Here is a 17,157-nt window from a genome sequence, read left to right as displayed (position 1 = left end):
CCGCTGCGAGTTCGCGCAGACGACCACCGGGCTGCGGCATCTCCCATCTGCCCGGGAGAGAATGAGTCGTGCTCTCCCCCGATGCCCCATACACCCCGTGGGTGCTCGGCGTGGTGCTGGCCGGGTTGCTGGCGCTGCTGGTTGCGCGGGCGGTTCGCAAGGATCGCAGGGACTACCAGCGGTTCAAACGTTTCGAGGTCACCGCCGACCGCCAGAAGATGTTCCGCAAATGGCTGATCGACGCGTTCGTGGCGTTCGGCGGGTCGTCGATCGTCATTCTCGTGCTGGTGTGGCGGTTCATTCCGAGACTGCTCGCTGCCGTGTGTGAATGGCCCATCGGGCGCTGGTTCGTCGGTGTGGTCGGTACCTCCGGGCTCATTCCAGGAATAGCTCTCGGGCTGGCGATCGCCATTGTTCTCGGCACTGTCGCTGTGGTCTACGCCGTGCGCAAGACGGATGACGTGCCGACGATCGGTGACATCGGCGCGATCCTGCCCCGCAACCGGGCCGAGCTCGGCTACGGCGCCGCACTCTCCATCAACGCCGGGCTGGTCGAGGAGCTGCTGTTCCGGCTTGCCGTACCCGCCCTCATCTACGGCGTCTTCGGCAATGCCCTGGTTGCCGTGGTCGCGAGCATCGTGCTCTTCGGCGGGCTGCACGTCTATCAGGGGGTCTGGGGCATCGTGGGGTCGATGGCCATCGGCGCACTGCTGATGATTCTCTATTTGACGACCGGGAGCATCCTCGTGGCGATGATTGCGCATGCGCTGATCGACCTGCGGTCGTTGGTGCTGATTCCGGTGGTGGTCTTCCGGGTGCACACGAAGGTGCCGGAGAGTGTGGAGTCCGACCGGGGTTAGCCCCCACCACTTCTAGCCCCCACCACTACTAGCTCTGGGCCGCTTCCGGCGCTGCTGTCACCGGCGCCGACAGACGTGGCATCAGGATCGCCGCGAAGACGGTTACCACCCCGACGATCAGTACCGACAGAAACACGCTCGCCGACGCCGCCTCGACGGTTGCCGGAACCTTGTCGCTGGTTCGTGATGCGGCGAAGATCCCGTTGGCGATCGCTCCGAAGATGGCGACGCCCACCGCGCTGCCGATCGAGCGGGAGAACAGATTGGTGCCGGTGACAACACCACGCTCGTTCCACTCGACGCTGGACTGCGCGGCGATAAGGCTCGGTGTGGCCACGAGCCCCAGGCCAAGGCCAATCAGGAAGCAGCTGAGCGCTACGACAGCGAGCATCGGGGTCATGGTGAAGGTCACGAGTACGACGGACCCGATGACGACCAACGCCATGCCGATAAGCACGGTGGTGCGGAACCCGAACCGCAGGTAGAGCCGCCCGGACTGCGACGCCGAGATTGGCCAGCCGATGGTGAGTACGGCGAGGGTGAGACCCGCGACGATCGGTGTCGTTCCGAGCGCTCGCTCGAGATAGGTCGGCACGTAGGAGGTCAGGCCGATGAGGATCGCACCGACGCCCAACGACACGAAGGCCGTCGTCAGGAGCAGGCGTCGCGAGAAGACCCAGAGTGGCAGGATCGGCTCGGCTGCCCGCCTTTCGGCGAAAACGAATCCCACGAGCAGCAGGCCACCGATCACAAAGGCGCCGATGCTCTGCACTGAGTTCCACGTCCACGCCTGGCCACCCTCGAGTACAGCGAGGATCAGCAGGCTCAGAGCGATCGTCAACAGCACGGCACCGAGGTAGTCGACCCTATGCTCTCGACGCTCCACCTTCTCGTGGAAGACGCGCACCAGCAGCACGATCGCCACCACGCAGAGCGGCACGTTCACGAAGAAGATCCACCGCCAGGACAGGAACTGCGAGAACACCCCACCGAGGGTCGGCCCGACGACGGACGAGATCGCCCAGACACTCGCGAGATAGGCCTGGGTCTTGGCGCGCTCCGCCACCGTATAGATGTCACCGGCGATGGTGATCGCCATCGGCTGCACCGCTCCGGCGCCGAGTCCCTGCACGACGCGAAACGCGATGAGTGCGGGCATGCTCCAGGCGAAACCGCAGAGGATCGACCCGAGCAGGAAGAGGCCGATGCCGATCAGGATGATGGGCTTGCGGCCGATGACATCCGACAGCTTGGCGTAGATGGGTACCGACACCGCCTGGGCGAGCAGGTAGATCGAGAACAGCCACGGGAACTGCGAGAACCCGCCGACGTCTTTGACGATCGACGGCACAGCCGTCGCGAGGATGGTGGAGTCGATGGCCACGAGCCCTGTCGTCACCATGAGGGCGATGAGGATCGGACCACGTTCGGACCGGAATCCGACGTTCAGGGTGGTGTTGGCTGAAGTCACTAAAACCCTTTGCTTTCAGCGGAAGATGCGCGGGCGCTCACGCGGGACCCAAAGTGTGCAAGCTACTCGCGAGGCCCGACATTCCCATTTGGCTGATTTCTTGGTGCTGGTGCTCGCGCTCGCGCTGTTGCCTATCGCTACCGCAGCGGCGCTTTCCCACCACGCCGGGGTCTTCGGTAGACATCGATAGCGGATGGCGGAATGAACCACGGCACATTGTCGACCACCCGAACCTCCCAGCCATCCCGGTGTATTCGATGGTGGTGCATCGAGCAGAGCAGGATTCCGTTGATCAGATCTGTGGTGCCACCGCGGGAATCCCAGATGATGTGATGCGCTTCGGTATGGCTCGGCGGCCGGTGGCAATTGGCCCAGGAACATCCGTCATCCCGTTCGGCAAGCGCAATGCGTTGGGCCCGGCTGAAGAGCCGCCGCGTCACCCCGAGATCGAGCACTTCACCTCTGCCACCCAGCACCATCGGGATGATTCCGGCATCCGCTGCCATCCGCCGTGCCGTTGTCGCCGAGATCGGCTGTTCAATACCGTCGATCCGGGCTTGCCCGAGGCCGGACATCAGCGATTCGAGGGTCATCCGCACCACGATCGTCGCCGCGGGAAGTGGAACTGTCTTGTCGGCACAGGCGATTCCGTGACGGGCGAGGTCGACGATGGCGTCGGCTGCGATCTGCGCGATCGTTCTCGAATCTGGAAGCTGGTCGTGCCCGTCATTGCAACCGTCCGGTGAGTCTGCATCGACAAATCGCGGACGGCGCAGCACTGACCCGACCTCGGCGTCGATCGCCGCATCCAGATAGGCGGAGCCCACAGGATCGAGGTCGAGCTGGTAGCGCTTCATACCGTTGGCGAGGATGGTGCGGCGAAGCGCTCGACGCTCGATCAGTTTCTCTTCCCGCGGCTCGATGCCGTTGGTGTCGAGGGCGTCGCGGCATCTGGCGGCCAGCTTGCGCACGGAGTCTGCTGGATTGCTGCGGGCGAATGCTACGAGAAATTCTTCTGCCGCTCGCACCTCGTCGGCATCGGCTCGCGGTGTGACCTGTTCGAGAGCAGAAACGATCAGGTTCGCCGAGTCCAGGGGAATCTCTGACCTGTCGAGACCAGCCGCGATAGCCGGATAGCGTGCCGGCAGCCGCTCGCCGAGGAGACTGGTGCGATCACCCGTCGCGTCGCCGACGCGACACAGGCGATGGGCCTCGGCGAGCGCGATGAGCCCGAGGTTGGCGAGGAGTGCTGCGGGGCTGCCGTCCCCGCGGCGGGTGGCCAACCCGTCGGCACCCAGTGATGGCCGTGATCGCGTGACCACGTCAGCGGCAAGTCTGGTTAGTTTCGCCTCCACTCGGCGCTTTTCTGCGAAAGCGACCTCGAGGGTGTGGAGAAGTTCCGAGTCGGTGAGACCGTCAGTCCGGCGAGACCCGACGCCGGGCGCAGTTTCGCGAGACCTAAAATCGGGAGCGTCGTTCGCCCATGCCTGCACCGTGATCGGAGCAGACACACCGGCCGCGAGTGCCGTGCTGGACAAACTGTTCATGCTCTATATTCTGCCAAAGACCACCGACATTCCTGCAGTCGATAACCACCCTGACCAGCACTTCCTGTGGATAACAATGCCGGCAGACCGCTGTGGAGGAGAAGAGAGGATATTCCGCCACGACGGTCGACGCAGGTCGGCCGGAATCGCCGCAGGAGCCGCGGGAGCCGCAGGAGGCGCGGGAGGCACAGGAGGCGCAGGCGCCGCAGGTGGAGCGCGAGCCGGCCATTCGGAGCGCCCGACGGAAGATATCGGGAGAACTCCCGCCGCGGCATCCGCACCCCCACAACTGGAGATAGCCGAGGTCGGCTCACCGAGTTCACACTGGTGTATGGCCGCCACCCGAGGGGCCGCGTTCGGGGGAACGCCACTATGACAGCAGGACACTCGGCGGCCGATGAGGCCGCCAGACAGAGGGCCATCGCCGACCAGGCCGACTTCATCAGCCGTAAAGCGCGTGAGATGGCGCGCCGCTATCCGGTGGCAGCGGACACCGAAGCCCAGCTCGGTAGCATGCTCGAACCGCTCGAGGAGCTCGGCTATCACGTTCTCGCCGACCGCATCTGGCCAGGCTCCGTCAGGGCGCAGGTCGACTTCGTGCTCGTCGGCCCGAGCGGCGTCTACATCGTCGACGCCAAGTCGTGGGCCGATGTTCACGTGCAGAACGACCACGTCTATCAGGGCCAGGATGATGTCACCGAGCGTGTCGAGAACCTGTCCGGCCTCGCAAGTCATACGCAGGCCGCGCTGGCCGACATCGGTCTGCCCGCCGGTGAAGTGAGAACCGTCGCCGTCTTCATGAATAAGCGACATCTGCGCGGGCGTGTGCACGGCGTCGATCTCGTCGGCGTGGATGGCGCGTTGAATTACCTGATCGGCCGCGGCATCCGTCTTCAGCCTGATCAGATCGAGGCGGCCCTTGCCGCGACGAAAGCACTCTTCCCGCCGCACGCGACATCACCCCACACGACCCTGCAGCTGCCGACGGAACTCACCTTCTCCGCACCGGTCGTTCCGATCAGCAGGCGGGAGGCCCTGATCTCGCTGGAGGAGCTCGAGGAGGCGCTGCTCTCCAGCATCCTCGCCGCGCCGATCGAGGAATGGATGGCGTTCCTGCATCCCGACCAGGCCCGCCTGGTATGTCGTTCGTTCAACGGGCCGTCGCGCATCCGTGGCGCTGCGGGCACCGGCAAGACGGTGGTCGGACTGCACCGCGCCGCGTACATCGCGCGCACCCGTCCGGGAACGGTGCTGGTCACCACCTTCGTGAAGACGCTGCCCGCCGTGCTGTCGTCGCTGCTCGACCGGATGGCGCACGAAGTCTCAGGACGCGTGCAGTTCGAAGGCGTCTACGGTTTCGCGCTCGGTGTGCTGCGATCGCGCGGTGTGCCGTTCCAGCTGGAGCCGCGGATCGCCGACCGGCTGTTCGAGAAGGTGTGGCGTGCGCGGGGCAAAGACCACGAGCTCGGCCGCCTCGACCCGGACATGGGATACTGGAAAGACGAGATCCTCAGCGTGATCAAGGGTCGCGGGCTTACCCAGTTCGAGGAGTACGGTCCGCTCGCGCGTCTCGGACGCCGTCGCGGCCTGACCGGAGAGAATCGGCACGCGGTCTGGGAGTTCTACACGGCCTACGACGCAGAGCTGCGCACTGCGGGCGTGTGCGATTTCGCGGACGTGATTCTGCTGGCCGAGCAGTCGCTGCGTAACATTCCGCTCGAGGGATATTCGGCCGTCGTGATCGACGAGGCGCAGGATCTGAGCTGCGCGATGATCCGGATGTTCCACGCGCTCGTCGGCGACAGGCCGGATGCTCTCAACCTGATCGGCGACGGACAGCAGACCATCTACCCCGGCGGCTACACGCTCTCCGAAGCGCATATTTCGGTCGCGGGTCGCGGCGTGGTGATGACGAAGAACTACCGCAACACCGTGGAGATCGCCGACTTCGCTGCCAGTGTGGTGGCCGGCGACGAGTTCGTGGACATCGAGGGTGCGACCTCGAAGGCGGATGTTCCGGCGCAGATCATGCGGCACGGATCGAAACCGAAGGTCACCCGTTTCGCCACCCGCTCACGTCACGACCAGTCGCTGGTGGAACACGTACGCAGCCTGCTCGCCTCCGGCACGCGTCTCGGCGATATCGGAATCCTCACCCACACCAACTGGGCGGTGAATGATGTGTCGCAGGCGCTGACATCCGCTGGCCTGCGCTTCATCGAACTGCTCAAATACGACGGCAAACCCGTCGACGCCATCAAAATCGGCACCATCAAGCGAGCCAAAGGCCTCGAGTTCAAGCAGGTGCTCGTGGTTCACACGCCTGTGCGGCTGCTCGAGGCGCTGCCACCGGATGCCGACTCAGCAGCAACAGAGCGTCGCGAACTCGACCGGCGCGAGTTGTATGTGGCGATGACCCGGGCCCGGGATGGGCTGTGGGTGGGGGTTGCTTGAGATCCCTACTTTGAAATCACCAGGAGCTAACCGGTGACCTATGGAATGGAAACGAAGATCGCGTCGAAATCCAATGGGCTGATTTTCCTCCTCCGGCTGGATGCCTCATAGGATCAATTACCAATCAGCGAAACAAATGTGTTTCGCACAGATTGACGTGTTGTGCGCTGATTTAAAGCCTCTAGCGTGAATGATCTGAACGCATTGAGTCGTACGTCCGGATTGTCATTTCGATTGACGGCAAGTTCCGAAATCTGCTCATATTCCCAGTATTTGTAAGTCACAGCAACGCCATGAAGAACTTCGGAGGTCGGCAGGCCAAATTTATCGCGACTGTGCGCAACAAAGATGATCTCGATGGACCAATTGCTGGGTTCGTCCAGAGAGGACCAAGATTCCCTAAGCCGTTGTTCGATAATGCGACCGAGGGAGCGCTGGTGATCAATGACATAGGTCGCAGACAGATGACCGCCATGGGCTTCCAAGGCGAGCGCAGCACGCTCTGAGATACTTGCAAACTCGACATCACCTAGCTTGCGACGAGCAAAATTGGAAGCATTGACGCTTTCGCCGATTCCTTTTGATCGCCAATCATCATGGGAAAAGGCAAGCATGGCGAGAGCATCTACAACACGTTGCTCGATGACACCCTTCGTGTTTGTCTCTTTATTTGAGACACGCGCGACCACCCGCTCAAAATCGACCAATGCGAGTGTCGCTGGAAGAAGAACGGGTTCCGTCGTCTCCAGTTCAACGACGCGATGCAACCACGCTCGAAATATTCTGGCCAACTGCCGGCGCGTAACCGTGGGGAGCGACTCCAGCAGCTCAAGGACGGCTACTAACGCTTGCGCATTGTTGCCACCACGGGTTCGAGCCCATGCTCGGTCAAGTGTGTGCACCGCCTTCGCATTGTTTAAAAAAGGATTACCCGTATGAGCCGGATATCTCTTAAAGAGGTTCTGCCCATTATTTCCTCGAGGACTGAATTCGTAAAGAAAGCTCGCAGGATGATCGAAGTACTCGAGCGGCACACAACAAAAATGAAGGATCTGAAGGTACGGCCAAAACACCTCCCCGGCTTCGTTCTGAACGCTCAACTCTCTCAAATATCCACTTACATCGCTTTCAGGGGCGAACTCAGCCGCTTCGCGACCCGCCACCTCACACGACTCCGCAACCGTGCTATCTGGGAACAGTTCAACCGCCAAGTCCTCGTCAAAGTCCCAGAGCTGGTCGCCTTGATCAGTCATGTTCAGCAAGGGAAGGTGGCCAACGCCTCTGGCAATGACGGCTATCGCCTGGTAGGGGACCTCCAAGCTCGCATCAATCGAGTGAATCAATCTCGATACCTGCGTGCATGACATTTTCTCGACCGACAAGAGATGAAATATTAGAGGTAGTCGAGACAATAAACGCCGAGCCCCTATACTCGATATTCCATTCCAGTCGTTAGTGCCGACGCTCAAATCTTTGAACCAGGAAAAATACTTCTTGGATGAGACTTCGGCGATGTCTTCTGAAAGGCGGGCAATAAGCAGCCTTCGCACAGATCCTTGGACAAAAGAATTAGCCGAGCCGCTCTTTTCCCACTCTTCTCGACCCTGAGCAAGAAGAATTGCGGCATCATTTTCAGAGATCGCTAATTCGTCGAAGTACTCCCGTAACTCCACAACTCCGTCCTGTGCGCCTCCAGGAAGTTGCAACGCGGCGAGTTCTTCGCGAAGTCTGGGACCGTCGTATTCAGCCACACCACACCGTTTCTATTAGCGCGCCTAGCTACCCCATGTCTTGAGTGTGGTGTCGTCCCAATCGTGACGATCGACACAGAACACGGCTAAGCCAAACTAACTCAGTGCCAAATCGGCTCTCAGAGTCACTTCCGACCTTAGCTCAAATACCCAATGCGATCTTGACTGCCTCGGCCGCAGCAAGACCTAATCGTGGCGGGACTGCATTCCCGATCTGCCTAAATTTTGAAGACTGCGGACCGACCCATTCCATTCCAACTGGGAAGGTTTGAAGAACAGCGGCCTCCTCCACCGTCAGGCGGCGCAAATGATCTGGCACAGAAGGGTCAACGGAAGCTCCATTCGATTCCCACAAAGCTGCGTGGTAGCCCACAACCCAGGAGTCTGGTGGGTCTGCATCCAGCAGACGTTGCTCAACGATGGGAGTCTTATTCCCACCCATCGACGCCGCGAGGGTAAAAGAAGGAGCATCCAAATTTAAAGGTCGTCCAGCCCCGTTGAAAAGCATTCCCGCAAAAGGCGATCTCCTTAAGACGGGCGTTTTCGCTGTTGTGATCTTGGCAACGCACCTGGAGTCATTCCCTGGCTGACCAAATGCAGGCAGTTGAGCAAGAGCATCCCGAACTGTCGGAGGATTCTCAGCGGTGGTTGCAGTGGGAGCGATGGGCGAACCAATATCTTTTCTAATACCGATGAATAGCATTCGCTCGCGAGCCTGTGGCACCCCAAAATGAGAAGCATTGGCAAGCGTCATGATGGTGTTGTAACCAAGCAGATCGGCTCGCTCTCGCAGGTCATCGCGAATACTCGCCCAGCGCCGATTCTCATAGAGGGCCTTAACGTTCTCCAGGACAAAAGCTTTTGGTTTCACACGGCCGACAATGTCCAGAAAATGAAAAACATGCTTAGATCGCTCGTCGTTTGGATCCATTTTTCCGGCGACGCTGAAGCCCTGGCATGGCGGACCCCCAATGACCAAATCTGCGGAACCTTCGCCCGGGAGTTCGTTTTCCGGCACCGCCAAAAGATCGCCGACTTTTGTCTCGTAACTACGCCGTGCCAGATGATGCCTCTCCGTGGCGAGTTTCTCCAAGGCTTTGTCGTGCGTTTTAAGCGCAGATCCGTCTAATTCACTTACCCATACGGGTGCGAACCCCGCGAGCGAAAAACCAATGTCTAGTCCTCCCGCGCCTGCATACAAGGACACATAGGTACCAACAGGTGAGTCGTAGATTGGAACATCGCTATAGTCGCTGAGCTGGCCTGAAGCCACTGCAGTAACGTTTCCAACCAATCCGCCCATACGTAATAGCTTAAGGGCGTTTCCCGTCCCGGGACGTGCAATAGCCGCAGGTTTCGTTCGAATCTATAAAGAAGGTAACCGACCGTCCAGTTGGGTCCCTGGGGACCCAAACGATCTCAAGAACTAATGTTCAGCAACTATCCCCACGCCTAGGAAATCCAGCTGAACCGCGCTTGATATCCGACATTGATAAGAAATTCAATGATCCATCAGGGGCACTTTTCCATTCGTATTTAAATCAGCTGACCACAGGAAAAATCGCTTTCTGAAGGTCAGAACTACGAGCTCAAACCTGCGACTCGAACATCGCGTGGAACTCGCCTCTCAGCGCGACCAGCGCGTCATGGGTTCCCCGCTCAACGAGCCTGCCGTCCTTGTGCATGTAGATGACGTCAGCGAGCTCGATGGTGGTGAGACGGCTGATGATGAGCGTCTGACCTCCGTCCGCGAAGGGGTGGTTGAAGACAAGGACTCGGCCGGGGCATCGATGGCTGATGTCGGCTCGTCGAGGATGATGATCGGCGCATCGCGGTAGAAGTTGCGTGCCGGCGCCATCCGCTACCACTGTTCGCTGTAGAGGTCGACGCCGTTGGTGTCGTCGGAGTGGGCCATCCACAGCGACACGTAGTTCACGGCCCTTCAGCAGCTTCATCGCCGGCGGACCCTACGCGGCATAGGCCTGTTCCACACCCTCGCTACCCGTCCGCGTCCGCACAACCAGGGTTTACTGCGTACTCAACCCTTCGACGGCTGCTGCGACCCGACGGGCACGCGTCTCCGCTGTTTTCGCACCCTCGATCGACGTCACGTGCGCCTTCTGTTTGCTTGGTGACAGGGCATCGAACGCCGCCCTGGCTGCCGACACAACGTCGAGTGCCGCCGCGAAGTCGGGCGGTGGAGTCACCGTGCGGGGCTGCGTGTCCAGGGTGAGTTCGATATCCAGAGCATCCCCGCCCGTGATGCCAGAGTCGGCACGTTTGTCTGAGCTGAAAGAGATCAGGAACTGGCCGCGCATGGCAGCTATGGTGCTGCGGTAGGCGTATCCGTTCACCACGACGTTCACCGCGGCACGCTTGCCACCGCCGAGTGCATCGACGATGTCGGGCGGAACCGGGATGCCGGTGTTGTTACCGATCTGCAGCATTGTCGTTTGATACCTCATGGGATGATTCTGCACCCGGCCAAAGCCCGGCTGCACTCCCCCACAGGCTGAAGCCGAGAAGATTCGCCCCCAGATCTACCGGCCTGCGCCGCTGGATCACCTAAGCGGCCTTCAGCTGCGGACCGGTCTACGGATGACCCACCATCACAACCCGCGAGGCCGACTACCTGGTCGCCGACCTGGTGCCGTCAATTAACTCGGCGACCGGCGGCTCGCAGGCGGTCATAGTCGAAATCCTTAATATGTACATGTTTCTGTACCTTTCTATTCTTCACGTTCTAGGATGACCACATGGCGTCCAAGGTTTTTGACGAGGTGGTAACCGTTGCAGACGCGCGAGCCGGACTTTCTCGCACGCTCAGAGGCTTCAGGAAGTCGACCTCCGCGTCGCCCGTTGTCCTGGGCTCCCATCGCAAGCCCGAAGCTGTTCTGCTGCCCTTCTCCGTCTACCAGAAACTCCTCACGGCAGGGGACGCGCACGGGGCGCAATCGATGCTCGACGATCTGCGATCGCGACGCGAGCTCATCAGCCGCCTCGCGCAGGTAAACCGTCTCCGTTCCGTTTCGGTGTTCGGATCGGTCGCCCGCGGTGATGAGACCGCGGACAGCGATATCGATTTGCTCGTCGAGCCAGACGATGAAGCTTCCCTCTTCGATCTCGCGCAATTCGGCATCGACATGGAACAACTGCTTGGACGTGAAGTGGACGTGGTCAGCTCTCGGGCGCTGATCGACGGTGTCGACAGGCACATCCTTCAGCAGGCCATTCCGCTATGAAAGACGGAGACGGCCGCGTCGATGGCCTGCTGGCAGATCTGGCGAGAACGCTGGCCGAAGCACGTGGTCTCGCAGCACGCGGGCATGCCGCCTACCTCGATGACAGTGCGCTCCCCCTCGCTTTCGAAGCCCTAAGCAACCGAATCGGTGATGTCGCGAAGAAGTTGGTCGTCTCAGATCCCGATCGATTTCACCAGTCGATCTGGTCGCTGGCTGCCCGAAATCGTGATTTTGTCGTCCACCAGTACAACCGTGTCGATGTCGACCTTCTGTGGAACACAGTGGTGAAAGACTTTCCCGAATTAGCTCGAGTCGTTGCACACGAACTTGGGACACCCTGAGCGCGGTTCTGGCCCACACGCTCAGCGTTCGTAGACATCGCGACCAGTATCCCGCAGGGCTTTCGATCTCGAGTTGGTAGTTGAGGCGACCTGGTCGTGGACGAAGTCGACATAACTACCAACTGGGCAACACTCGCCCGCCTACGCCGACACTTCCTCCACCTTGAGCTCCGCACCGAAGATGGCGACGAGCAGCTGACCCGTCCACTCGATGAGATCGGCATCGGCGAGCAGGATGCCCTGCCGCGACGGCATCGGAACCGAGACCGACTTGGTCTGGCCGAAGTAGCGAGCACCGGGGAACATCCGCTGGAGTCGCACCTGGATCGAGTCGGCGAGTTCCATCGAAGCGACACGAAGATTGCCGCCCGCGGTCACGACCTCGGAGAGACCCGCCTTCTGCGCCATCCGCCGCAAACGGGAGACCGCGATGAGGTTGAGCACCTGCGACGGCGGTTCGCCGTAGCGGTCGGTGAGCTCTTCCAGCACCCTGTCGATCGAATCCGCGGATGCCGCGGGGGACGACGCCGTCGACAGCTTCTGGTAGGCCTCCAGCCGCAGCCGCTCGCTCTCCACGTATTCCTCGGGGATGTGAGCATCCACCGGTAGTTCGAGCCGCAGCTCGGTCTGGCCCTCTGCGACCTCACCCCTGAAGGTAGCGACGGCCTCGCCGATCATGCGCAGGTAGAGGTCGAAGCCGACGCCCGCGATGTGACCGGACTGTTCACCGCCGAGCAGGTTGCCCGCGCCACGGATCTCGAGATCTTTCAGCGCGACCTGCATGCCGGCGCCCAGTTCGTTGTTGGCGGCGATGGTCGCGAGCCGGTCGTGCGCCACCTCGCCGAGCGGTTTGTCGGCGTCGTAGAGGAAGTAGGCGTAGGCGCGCTCGCGTCCGCGGCCGACACGACCGCGCAGTTGGTGCAGCTGGGAGAGGCCGTACTTGTCGGCCCTATCGATGATGAGCGTGTTCGCGTTGGCGATATCGAGGCCGGTCTCGATGATGGTGGTCGACACGAGTACGTCGAATTTGCGCTCCCAGAAGTCCACCATCACCTGCTCCAACACGTGCTCCGGCAGCTGTCCGTGAGCGACGGCCACCCGCGCCTCCGGTACAAGTTCGGAGAGCTGGGCCGCGACACGGTTGATGCTCGACACCCGGTTGTGCACGAAAAAGATCTGCCCTTCGCGCAACAGTTCGCGACGAATGGCCGCACCCACCTGCTTCTCGTTGTTCGGGCCGACGAAGGTGAGAATCGGATGCCGGTCCTCCGGCGGTGTCGCCAGCGTCGACATCTCGCGGATACCGGTGACCGCCATCTCGAGCGTGCGCGGGATCGGTGTCGCGGACATCGCTAGGATGTCGACGTTCGTCTTCAGCTTCTTGAGGGCATCCTTGTGCTCCACGCCGAAGCGCTGCTCCTCGTCGATGATCACGAGACCGAGATCCTTGAACACGATGGATGGCGACAGCAGCCGGTGGGTGCCGATCACGACATCGACGGTGCCATCCGCCATCCCGTCGATCGTCTCCTTCGACTCCTTATCGCTCTGGAACCGGCTGAGCGCGCGCAGGTGCACGGGGAATCCGGCGAAACGCTCGGCGAAGGTCTCGATGTGCTGCTTCACCAGCAGTGTGGTCGGCACGAGCATCACCACCTGTTTGCCGTCTTGCACAGCTTTGAACGCGGCACGCACCGCGATCTCGGTCTTGCCGTAGCCGACATCGCCGGAGATGAGGCGGTCCATGGGGATCGGCCGCTCCATGTCGGCCTTGACCTCGTCGATGGTGGTGAGCTGGTCGGGGGTCTCCGCGAAAGGGAATGCGTCTTCGAGCTCCTGTTGCCACGGGGTATCCGGTGGGAAAGCGTGACCCTTCGACGCCATGCGCGCCGAGTAGAGCTTGACCAGTTCGACGGCGATGTCGCGCACCGCCTTGCGGGCACGACCCTTCTGGGCTGCCCACTCGCTGCCGCCCATCTTGCTGAGGGCGGGCGCCTCTCCCCCGACATAGCGGGTGAGCAGGTCGAGTTGGTCGGTGGGCACGTAGAGCTTGTCGTTCGGGTACCCGCGCTTCGAGGGCGCGTACTCGACCAGGAGATACTCCCGACTGTTCTTCACCGCGTTACGACCACCGGTGCTGACGACGCGCTGCACGAGTTCGACGAAACGGCCGATGCCGTGCGTCTCGTGCACGACGAAGTCTCCGGCTTTGAGCTGCAGCGGGTCGACGACGTTCTTGCGACGGCTGGCCAACTTCTTCACCTGGCGTGCGTCGTAGCCCGCCGCACGACCGTAGAACTCACTCTCGCTCAGCAGGGCGAACTTGACTTCCGGCAGTTCGAAGCCATGCTCGACGGACGCCTTGAGCAGGTAGGCGACGCCGGGCTCGGTCTCGGTCGGTAGGTCGTCGACCACGCGGGCCGCGAACCCGTGCTCGCCGAGAGCCTCGGCTGCGCGCTCGACCAGCCCGGCGCCCTCGGCGACGACAGCGACGGACCAACCGTCTTTCAGCCGGTCGCCTACATAGTCGATCGCGCCGTCGGCCTGGCCCTGGAAGGTGGGAACGGTGGTGGCGTCGACGCGGATGTAGTGGTCGCCGTCGCGGAGTTCGGAGGTCGCGTTGGCGACGACCTCGTCGGTGGCCCCGCTGTCGAAGCTGCTGAAAGTCCACCAGGCTCGCCCGCCGGCGGAGTCACGCAGCGCGTTGACGCTAAGGAAGTCGCCGGAGTCGAGGTCGATCGGCGCCTCGGCGCCGGCGGTGGCCGCGTTCCAGGCTGCGCTGAGGAACTCGCGGTTCGTCTCGACGAGACTCACCGCGCGCGTTGCAACCCGCTCCGGAGACAGCACGGCGATCGCGGCATCCGTCGGCAGGTAGTGGGTCAGCGGCACGAGACGGTCGGCGAGCGCGGGAGCGAGGGACTCCATCCCATCGACGGGGATGCCCTCGGCGATCTTGGCGAGCATCTGCGAGAGACTCGGGAACTCGTGCTGCATCTCGCGGGCACGCTGGCGCACCGCGGGGCTGAGCAGTAGCTCGCGACTCGGCGGAAGCTCGACGCTGCTGACCGCATCGGGCAGCGAGCGCTGGTCGGCCACCGAGAACTCGCGGATCTGCTCCACCTCGTCGCCGAAGAACTCGACTCGCCACGGATGCTCTGCCACCGGCGCGAACACGTCGAGGATGCCGCCGCGAACGGCGAACTCTCCGCGCCTGGTCACCATATCGACGCGCGAATAGGCGAGGTCGACGAGCTGGGTGGAGAGCGCCGACAGGTTGTATCCGCGACCGCCTGCCACAAGTTCGAGCGGCTCGATGCTCGTCAGGTTGTCGGAGAGCGGCTGGAGCGCGGCACGCACGCTGGCCACGACGATCAGGTCGGCGGTGGGGTTCTGCTCCCAGCGCTGGAGGTGGCGGAGGGCACGAATGCGCTTGCCGACAGTCTCGGCGCTGGGGCTCAGCCGCTCGTGCGGCAACGTCTCCCACGCGGGAAATTCGATGACCTCCGCATCGGGTGCGACGCTGGCGAGCGCAGCACGCAGGGACTCGGAGTCGCGGCCGGTGGCGACGATCGCGAGGAGCGCCTGCGGGCTTGCGTTCGTCTGTGCTCTTCTGGCATCGAGCAGCCCGGCGATGAGCGGCGCGCGGAGCCCGTCCGCCACCGAGAAGTCTGCGCTGCGCTTGGCGTAGGACAGGGCGTTCTGGAACGTTTGGGCGCGCGAAAGCCCGGAAATTAAGCCCTGAAGGATCACCGGATGAGTCTACGCGCCGGGTACGACACTGCTTCGACGCTTTCGCTCAGCGCACAGCCTGCCGACGATCGTGCACCGCATCCGCTGCTGTTTCGGCGGTGCGCTGCTGCTTTTTGCGCAGCGCACCGCCGAAACGACAGCGCACAAGGTGCGGCTGGCAGCGTCCGGACCCGAGGTCGGAGGTTCGGCTGGCAGCGTCCGGACCTGAGGGCGGAGGTGCGGCTGGCCAGCCGGGCGGGAGAACTGCGTCAGTCGGCGACGGTGTGGAAACGCAGCTGGGCCGCGGTGAGACCGTCGCGGGCGATCGCCTCGACGGCGTCGGCGGCATCCGTCAGCAGGTTGGGGAGTGCGGCGCGCTCAGGAGAAGCGAAGTCACGCAGCACGAAGTCGGCGGCGGGCTGGCGCCCTGGTGGTCGACCGATGCCGACACGCACCCTGGTGAAGTCACCGGTACCGATGGCCGAGATGATGTCGCGCAGCCCGTTGTGGCCGCCGTGACCGCCACCGAACTTGAGTTTGATGCGGTCGAAAGGAATGTCGAGCTCGTCGTGCACGACGATGAGCTGCGACGACTCCAGCCTGTAGAACCGGAGCAGCGAGGCGACAGGACCGCCGGAGAGATTCATGAAGCTGTTCGGCTTGGCGAGAACGAGTCGCGGCCCTTCGAGACCGGTGCGACCCTCGGCCACCATCGCATTGGTCTTCTGGCTCTTGAAGCTCGCCGAAGTACGATCGGCGAGTTCGGCCAGCACCATCTGACCGACGTTGTGCCGGTTGCTGGCGTAGTCGGGCCCGGGGTTGCCGAGCCCGACGACGAGCCACTGAGCGTTGTCCATCAGATGATGTTCACTGAAAGTGTGTCCAGCGGGTAGGTCGTGAGGTCCGAAACTACTCGGCAGCCTCGTCAGCGGCGGGCTCCTCGCCCTCGCCCTCGACAGCTTCGGTCTCCGGCTCGTCGCCAAGGTCCTGCTCGGCGGGCACGTTGATCGCGACGACGAGAGTCTCGGCATCCGTGACCAGCACAGCGCCTTCAGGCAGCTCGATGTCCTTCGCGTAGATGTGCGCTCCGGCCTCGAGGTCGTCGACGTTCACCGTCACGCGCTCCGGAATGCTCACGGCCAGCGCCTCGATGGTGATGCTCTTCGAGTCGAGCTCGGCGGTGGTGCCGGCGGCCGGCTCGCCCTCGACGTGCACGGCGACATCGACCTCGACACGCTCGCCCTTACGCAGCACGATCAGGTCGATGTGCTCGATGATCTGGCGCAGCGGGTCTTTCTGAACGTCTTTGACCAGCGCGAGCTGGCTGTCGCCCTCGATCTGCAGGTCGAGGATGGCGTTCGCCTTGCGCAGCAGCAGCGAGACCTCGTGGGCCGGCAGGCTCACGTGGCGCGGCTCGGTGCCGTGACCGTAGACGACCGCGGGAACCTTACCGGCGGAGCGCAGCTTGCGAGCGACGCCCTTGCCGAAGCTGGTGCGAAGCTCGGCTTCGATCTTGTTGGTCAGCCCTGTGGCTGCCTTCTTCTCAGACATGGTTTCTCCTTCGCGGACCCTGGCCCGCGTCTTGTGGTTTCAACTCGAACGCTTCAGCGTGAGGAAAAAGACTTGTGGGCTGTAAACAGCACCTGCGCCCGCTCCACCGCGTCGATAACGGATGTCCACCGCCCTCCGAGAGTGCGACCGACGATCCCTCGCCGAAGTACAGTGCCCGAGTTTACACGGATGCCGGGACAGGTGCTGCCCG

13 protein-coding genes are annotated in these 17,157 nt (G+C 62.4%); 5 read left to right on the top strand and 8 right to left on the bottom strand.

Going from position 1 to position 17,157, the window contains the following annotated elements:
• The first annotated feature begins 68 nt into the window (after positions 1–68).
• Positions 69–860 (top strand): CPBP family intramembrane glutamic endopeptidase, encoded by a 792-nt coding sequence (locus ABIB56_RS03815; protein ID WP_354567613.1) that lies wholly within the window; start codon positions 69–71, stop codon positions 858–860.
• A gap of 28 nt (positions 861–888) precedes the next feature.
• Here the strand turns inward: ABIB56_RS03815 and ABIB56_RS03810 are convergent, their stop codons facing one another.
• Both ABIB56_RS03810 and ABIB56_RS03805 read right to left on the bottom strand, forming a co-directional pair.
• Positions 889–2,262 (bottom strand): MFS transporter, encoded by a 1,374-nt coding sequence (locus ABIB56_RS03810; protein WP_354567829.1) that lies wholly within the window; start codon positions 2,260–2,262, stop codon positions 889–891.
• Positions 2,263–2,468: 206 nt separating this feature from the next.
• Entirely contained in the window at positions 2,469–3,878 is a 1,410-nt protein-coding gene (locus ABIB56_RS03805; RefSeq protein ID WP_354567612.1) for an HNH endonuclease signature motif containing protein, read from the bottom strand.
• 372 nt (positions 3,879–4,250) lie between these two features.
• Between ABIB56_RS03805 and ABIB56_RS03800 the strand changes: the two genes are divergently transcribed.
• A complete protein-coding gene (locus ABIB56_RS03800) occupies positions 4,251–6,332 on the top strand; it encodes a nuclease-related domain-containing DEAD/DEAH box helicase (RefSeq protein ID WP_354567611.1) in 2,082 nt (693 codons plus the stop codon).
• 113 nt (positions 6,333–6,445) lie between these two features.
• On the opposite strand, the gene ABIB56_RS03795 is transcribed toward ABIB56_RS03800, so the two are convergent.
• Positions 6,446–8,083, bottom strand: a complete 1,638-nt coding sequence (locus ABIB56_RS03795) for a hypothetical protein (RefSeq protein ID WP_354567610.1) — start codon at positions 8,081–8,083, stop codon at positions 6,446–6,448.
• A 142-nt stretch (positions 8,084–8,225) separates the two neighbouring features.
• Positions 8,226–9,386, bottom strand: a complete 1,161-nt coding sequence (locus ABIB56_RS03790; RefSeq protein ID WP_354567608.1) for a DNA cytosine methyltransferase — start codon at positions 9,384–9,386, stop codon at positions 8,226–8,228.
• Positions 9,387–9,696: 310 nt separating this feature from the next.
• Between ABIB56_RS03790 and ABIB56_RS03785 the strand changes: the two genes are divergently transcribed.
• The gene (locus ABIB56_RS03785; protein WP_354567607.1) at positions 9,697–9,921 is read left to right on the top strand and encodes a hypothetical protein; all 225 of its coding nucleotides are present in this window, start codon (positions 9,697–9,699) and stop codon (positions 9,919–9,921) included.
• Positions 9,922–10,110: 189 nt separating this feature from the next.
• Here the strand turns inward: ABIB56_RS03785 and ABIB56_RS03780 are convergent, their stop codons facing one another.
• Positions 10,111–10,548 carry a YdeI/OmpD-associated family protein gene (locus ABIB56_RS03780; protein WP_354567606.1) on the bottom strand — a complete coding sequence of 146 codons (438 nt, stop codon included), beginning with the start codon at positions 10,546–10,548 and terminating at the stop codon, positions 10,111–10,113.
• 291 nt (positions 10,549–10,839) lie between these two features.
• Between ABIB56_RS03780 and ABIB56_RS03775 the strand changes: the two genes are divergently transcribed.
• Both ABIB56_RS03775 and ABIB56_RS03770 read left to right on the top strand, forming a co-directional pair.
• Positions 10,840–11,325 (top strand): nucleotidyltransferase domain-containing protein, encoded by a 486-nt coding sequence (locus tag ABIB56_RS03775; RefSeq protein ID WP_354567604.1) that lies wholly within the window; start codon positions 10,840–10,842, stop codon positions 11,323–11,325.
• Entirely contained in the window at positions 11,322–11,666 is a 345-nt protein-coding gene (locus ABIB56_RS03770) for a HepT-like ribonuclease domain-containing protein (protein WP_354567603.1), read from the top strand. Before ABIB56_RS03775 ends, ABIB56_RS03770 begins: the two co-directional genes overlap by 4 nt.
• Before the next feature lie 141 nt (positions 11,667–11,807).
• Here the strand turns inward: ABIB56_RS03770 and mfd are convergent, their stop codons facing one another.
• From mfd to ABIB56_RS03755, 3 genes are all read right to left on the bottom strand, one after another.
• On the bottom strand, positions 11,808–15,416 hold the full coding sequence (mfd, locus tag ABIB56_RS03765; RefSeq protein ID WP_354567602.1) for a transcription-repair coupling factor: 3,609 nt from the start codon (positions 15,414–15,416) through the stop codon (positions 11,808–11,810).
• Positions 15,417–15,664: 248 nt separating this feature from the next.
• Entirely contained in the window at positions 15,665–16,252 is a 588-nt protein-coding gene (gene pth / locus ABIB56_RS03760) for an aminoacyl-tRNA hydrolase (protein WP_354567601.1), read from the bottom strand.
• A gap of 52 nt (positions 16,253–16,304) precedes the next feature.
• Complete coding sequence (locus tag ABIB56_RS03755; RefSeq protein WP_354567599.1) at positions 16,305–16,946, bottom strand: 50S ribosomal protein L25/general stress protein Ctc; 642 nt, start codon at positions 16,944–16,946, stop codon at positions 16,305–16,307.
• Positions 16,947–17,157 lie beyond the last annotated feature (211 nt).

The sequence above is a fragment of the Glaciihabitans sp. UYNi722 genome, from assembly GCF_040549465.1.
Taxonomy (GTDB): domain Bacteria; phylum Actinomycetota; class Actinomycetes; order Actinomycetales; family Microbacteriaceae; genus Lacisediminihabitans.
Note: the sequence above shows the minus strand (reverse complement) of the source record. Positions and strands in the feature narration are given on the sequence as shown.

Excerpts from the sequence above, each read along its gene's own strand:
- ABIB56_RS03755 (WP_354567599.1), bottom strand. The coding sequence starts at position 16,946 with ATGTCTGAGAAGAAGGCAGCCACAGGGCTGACCAACAAGATCGAAGCC.
- ABIB56_RS03770 (WP_354567603.1), top strand. The coding sequence starts at position 11,322 with ATGAAAGACGGAGACGGCCGCGTCGATGGCCTGCTGGCAGATCTGGCG.
- ABIB56_RS03790 (WP_354567608.1), bottom strand. The coding sequence starts at position 9,386 with ATGGGCGGATTGGTTGGAAACGTTACTGCAGTGGCTTCAGGCCAGCTC.
- ABIB56_RS03805 (WP_354567612.1), bottom strand. The coding sequence starts at position 3,878 with ATGAACAGTTTGTCCAGCACGGCACTCGCGGCCGGTGTGTCTGCTCCG.
- pth (WP_354567601.1), bottom strand. The coding sequence starts at position 16,252 with ATGGACAACGCTCAGTGGCTCGTCGTCGGGCTCGGCAACCCCGGGCCC.
- ABIB56_RS03775 (WP_354567604.1), top strand. The coding sequence starts at position 10,840 with ATGGCGTCCAAGGTTTTTGACGAGGTGGTAACCGTTGCAGACGCGCGA.
- ABIB56_RS03800 (WP_354567611.1), top strand. The coding sequence starts at position 4,251 with ATGACAGCAGGACACTCGGCGGCCGATGAGGCCGCCAGACAGAGGGCC.
- ABIB56_RS03810 (WP_354567829.1), bottom strand. The coding sequence starts at position 2,262 with ATGGTGACGACAGGGCTCGTGGCCATCGACTCCACCATCCTCGCGACG.
- ABIB56_RS03780 (WP_354567606.1), bottom strand. The coding sequence starts at position 10,548 with ATGAGGTATCAAACGACAATGCTGCAGATCGGTAACAACACCGGCATC.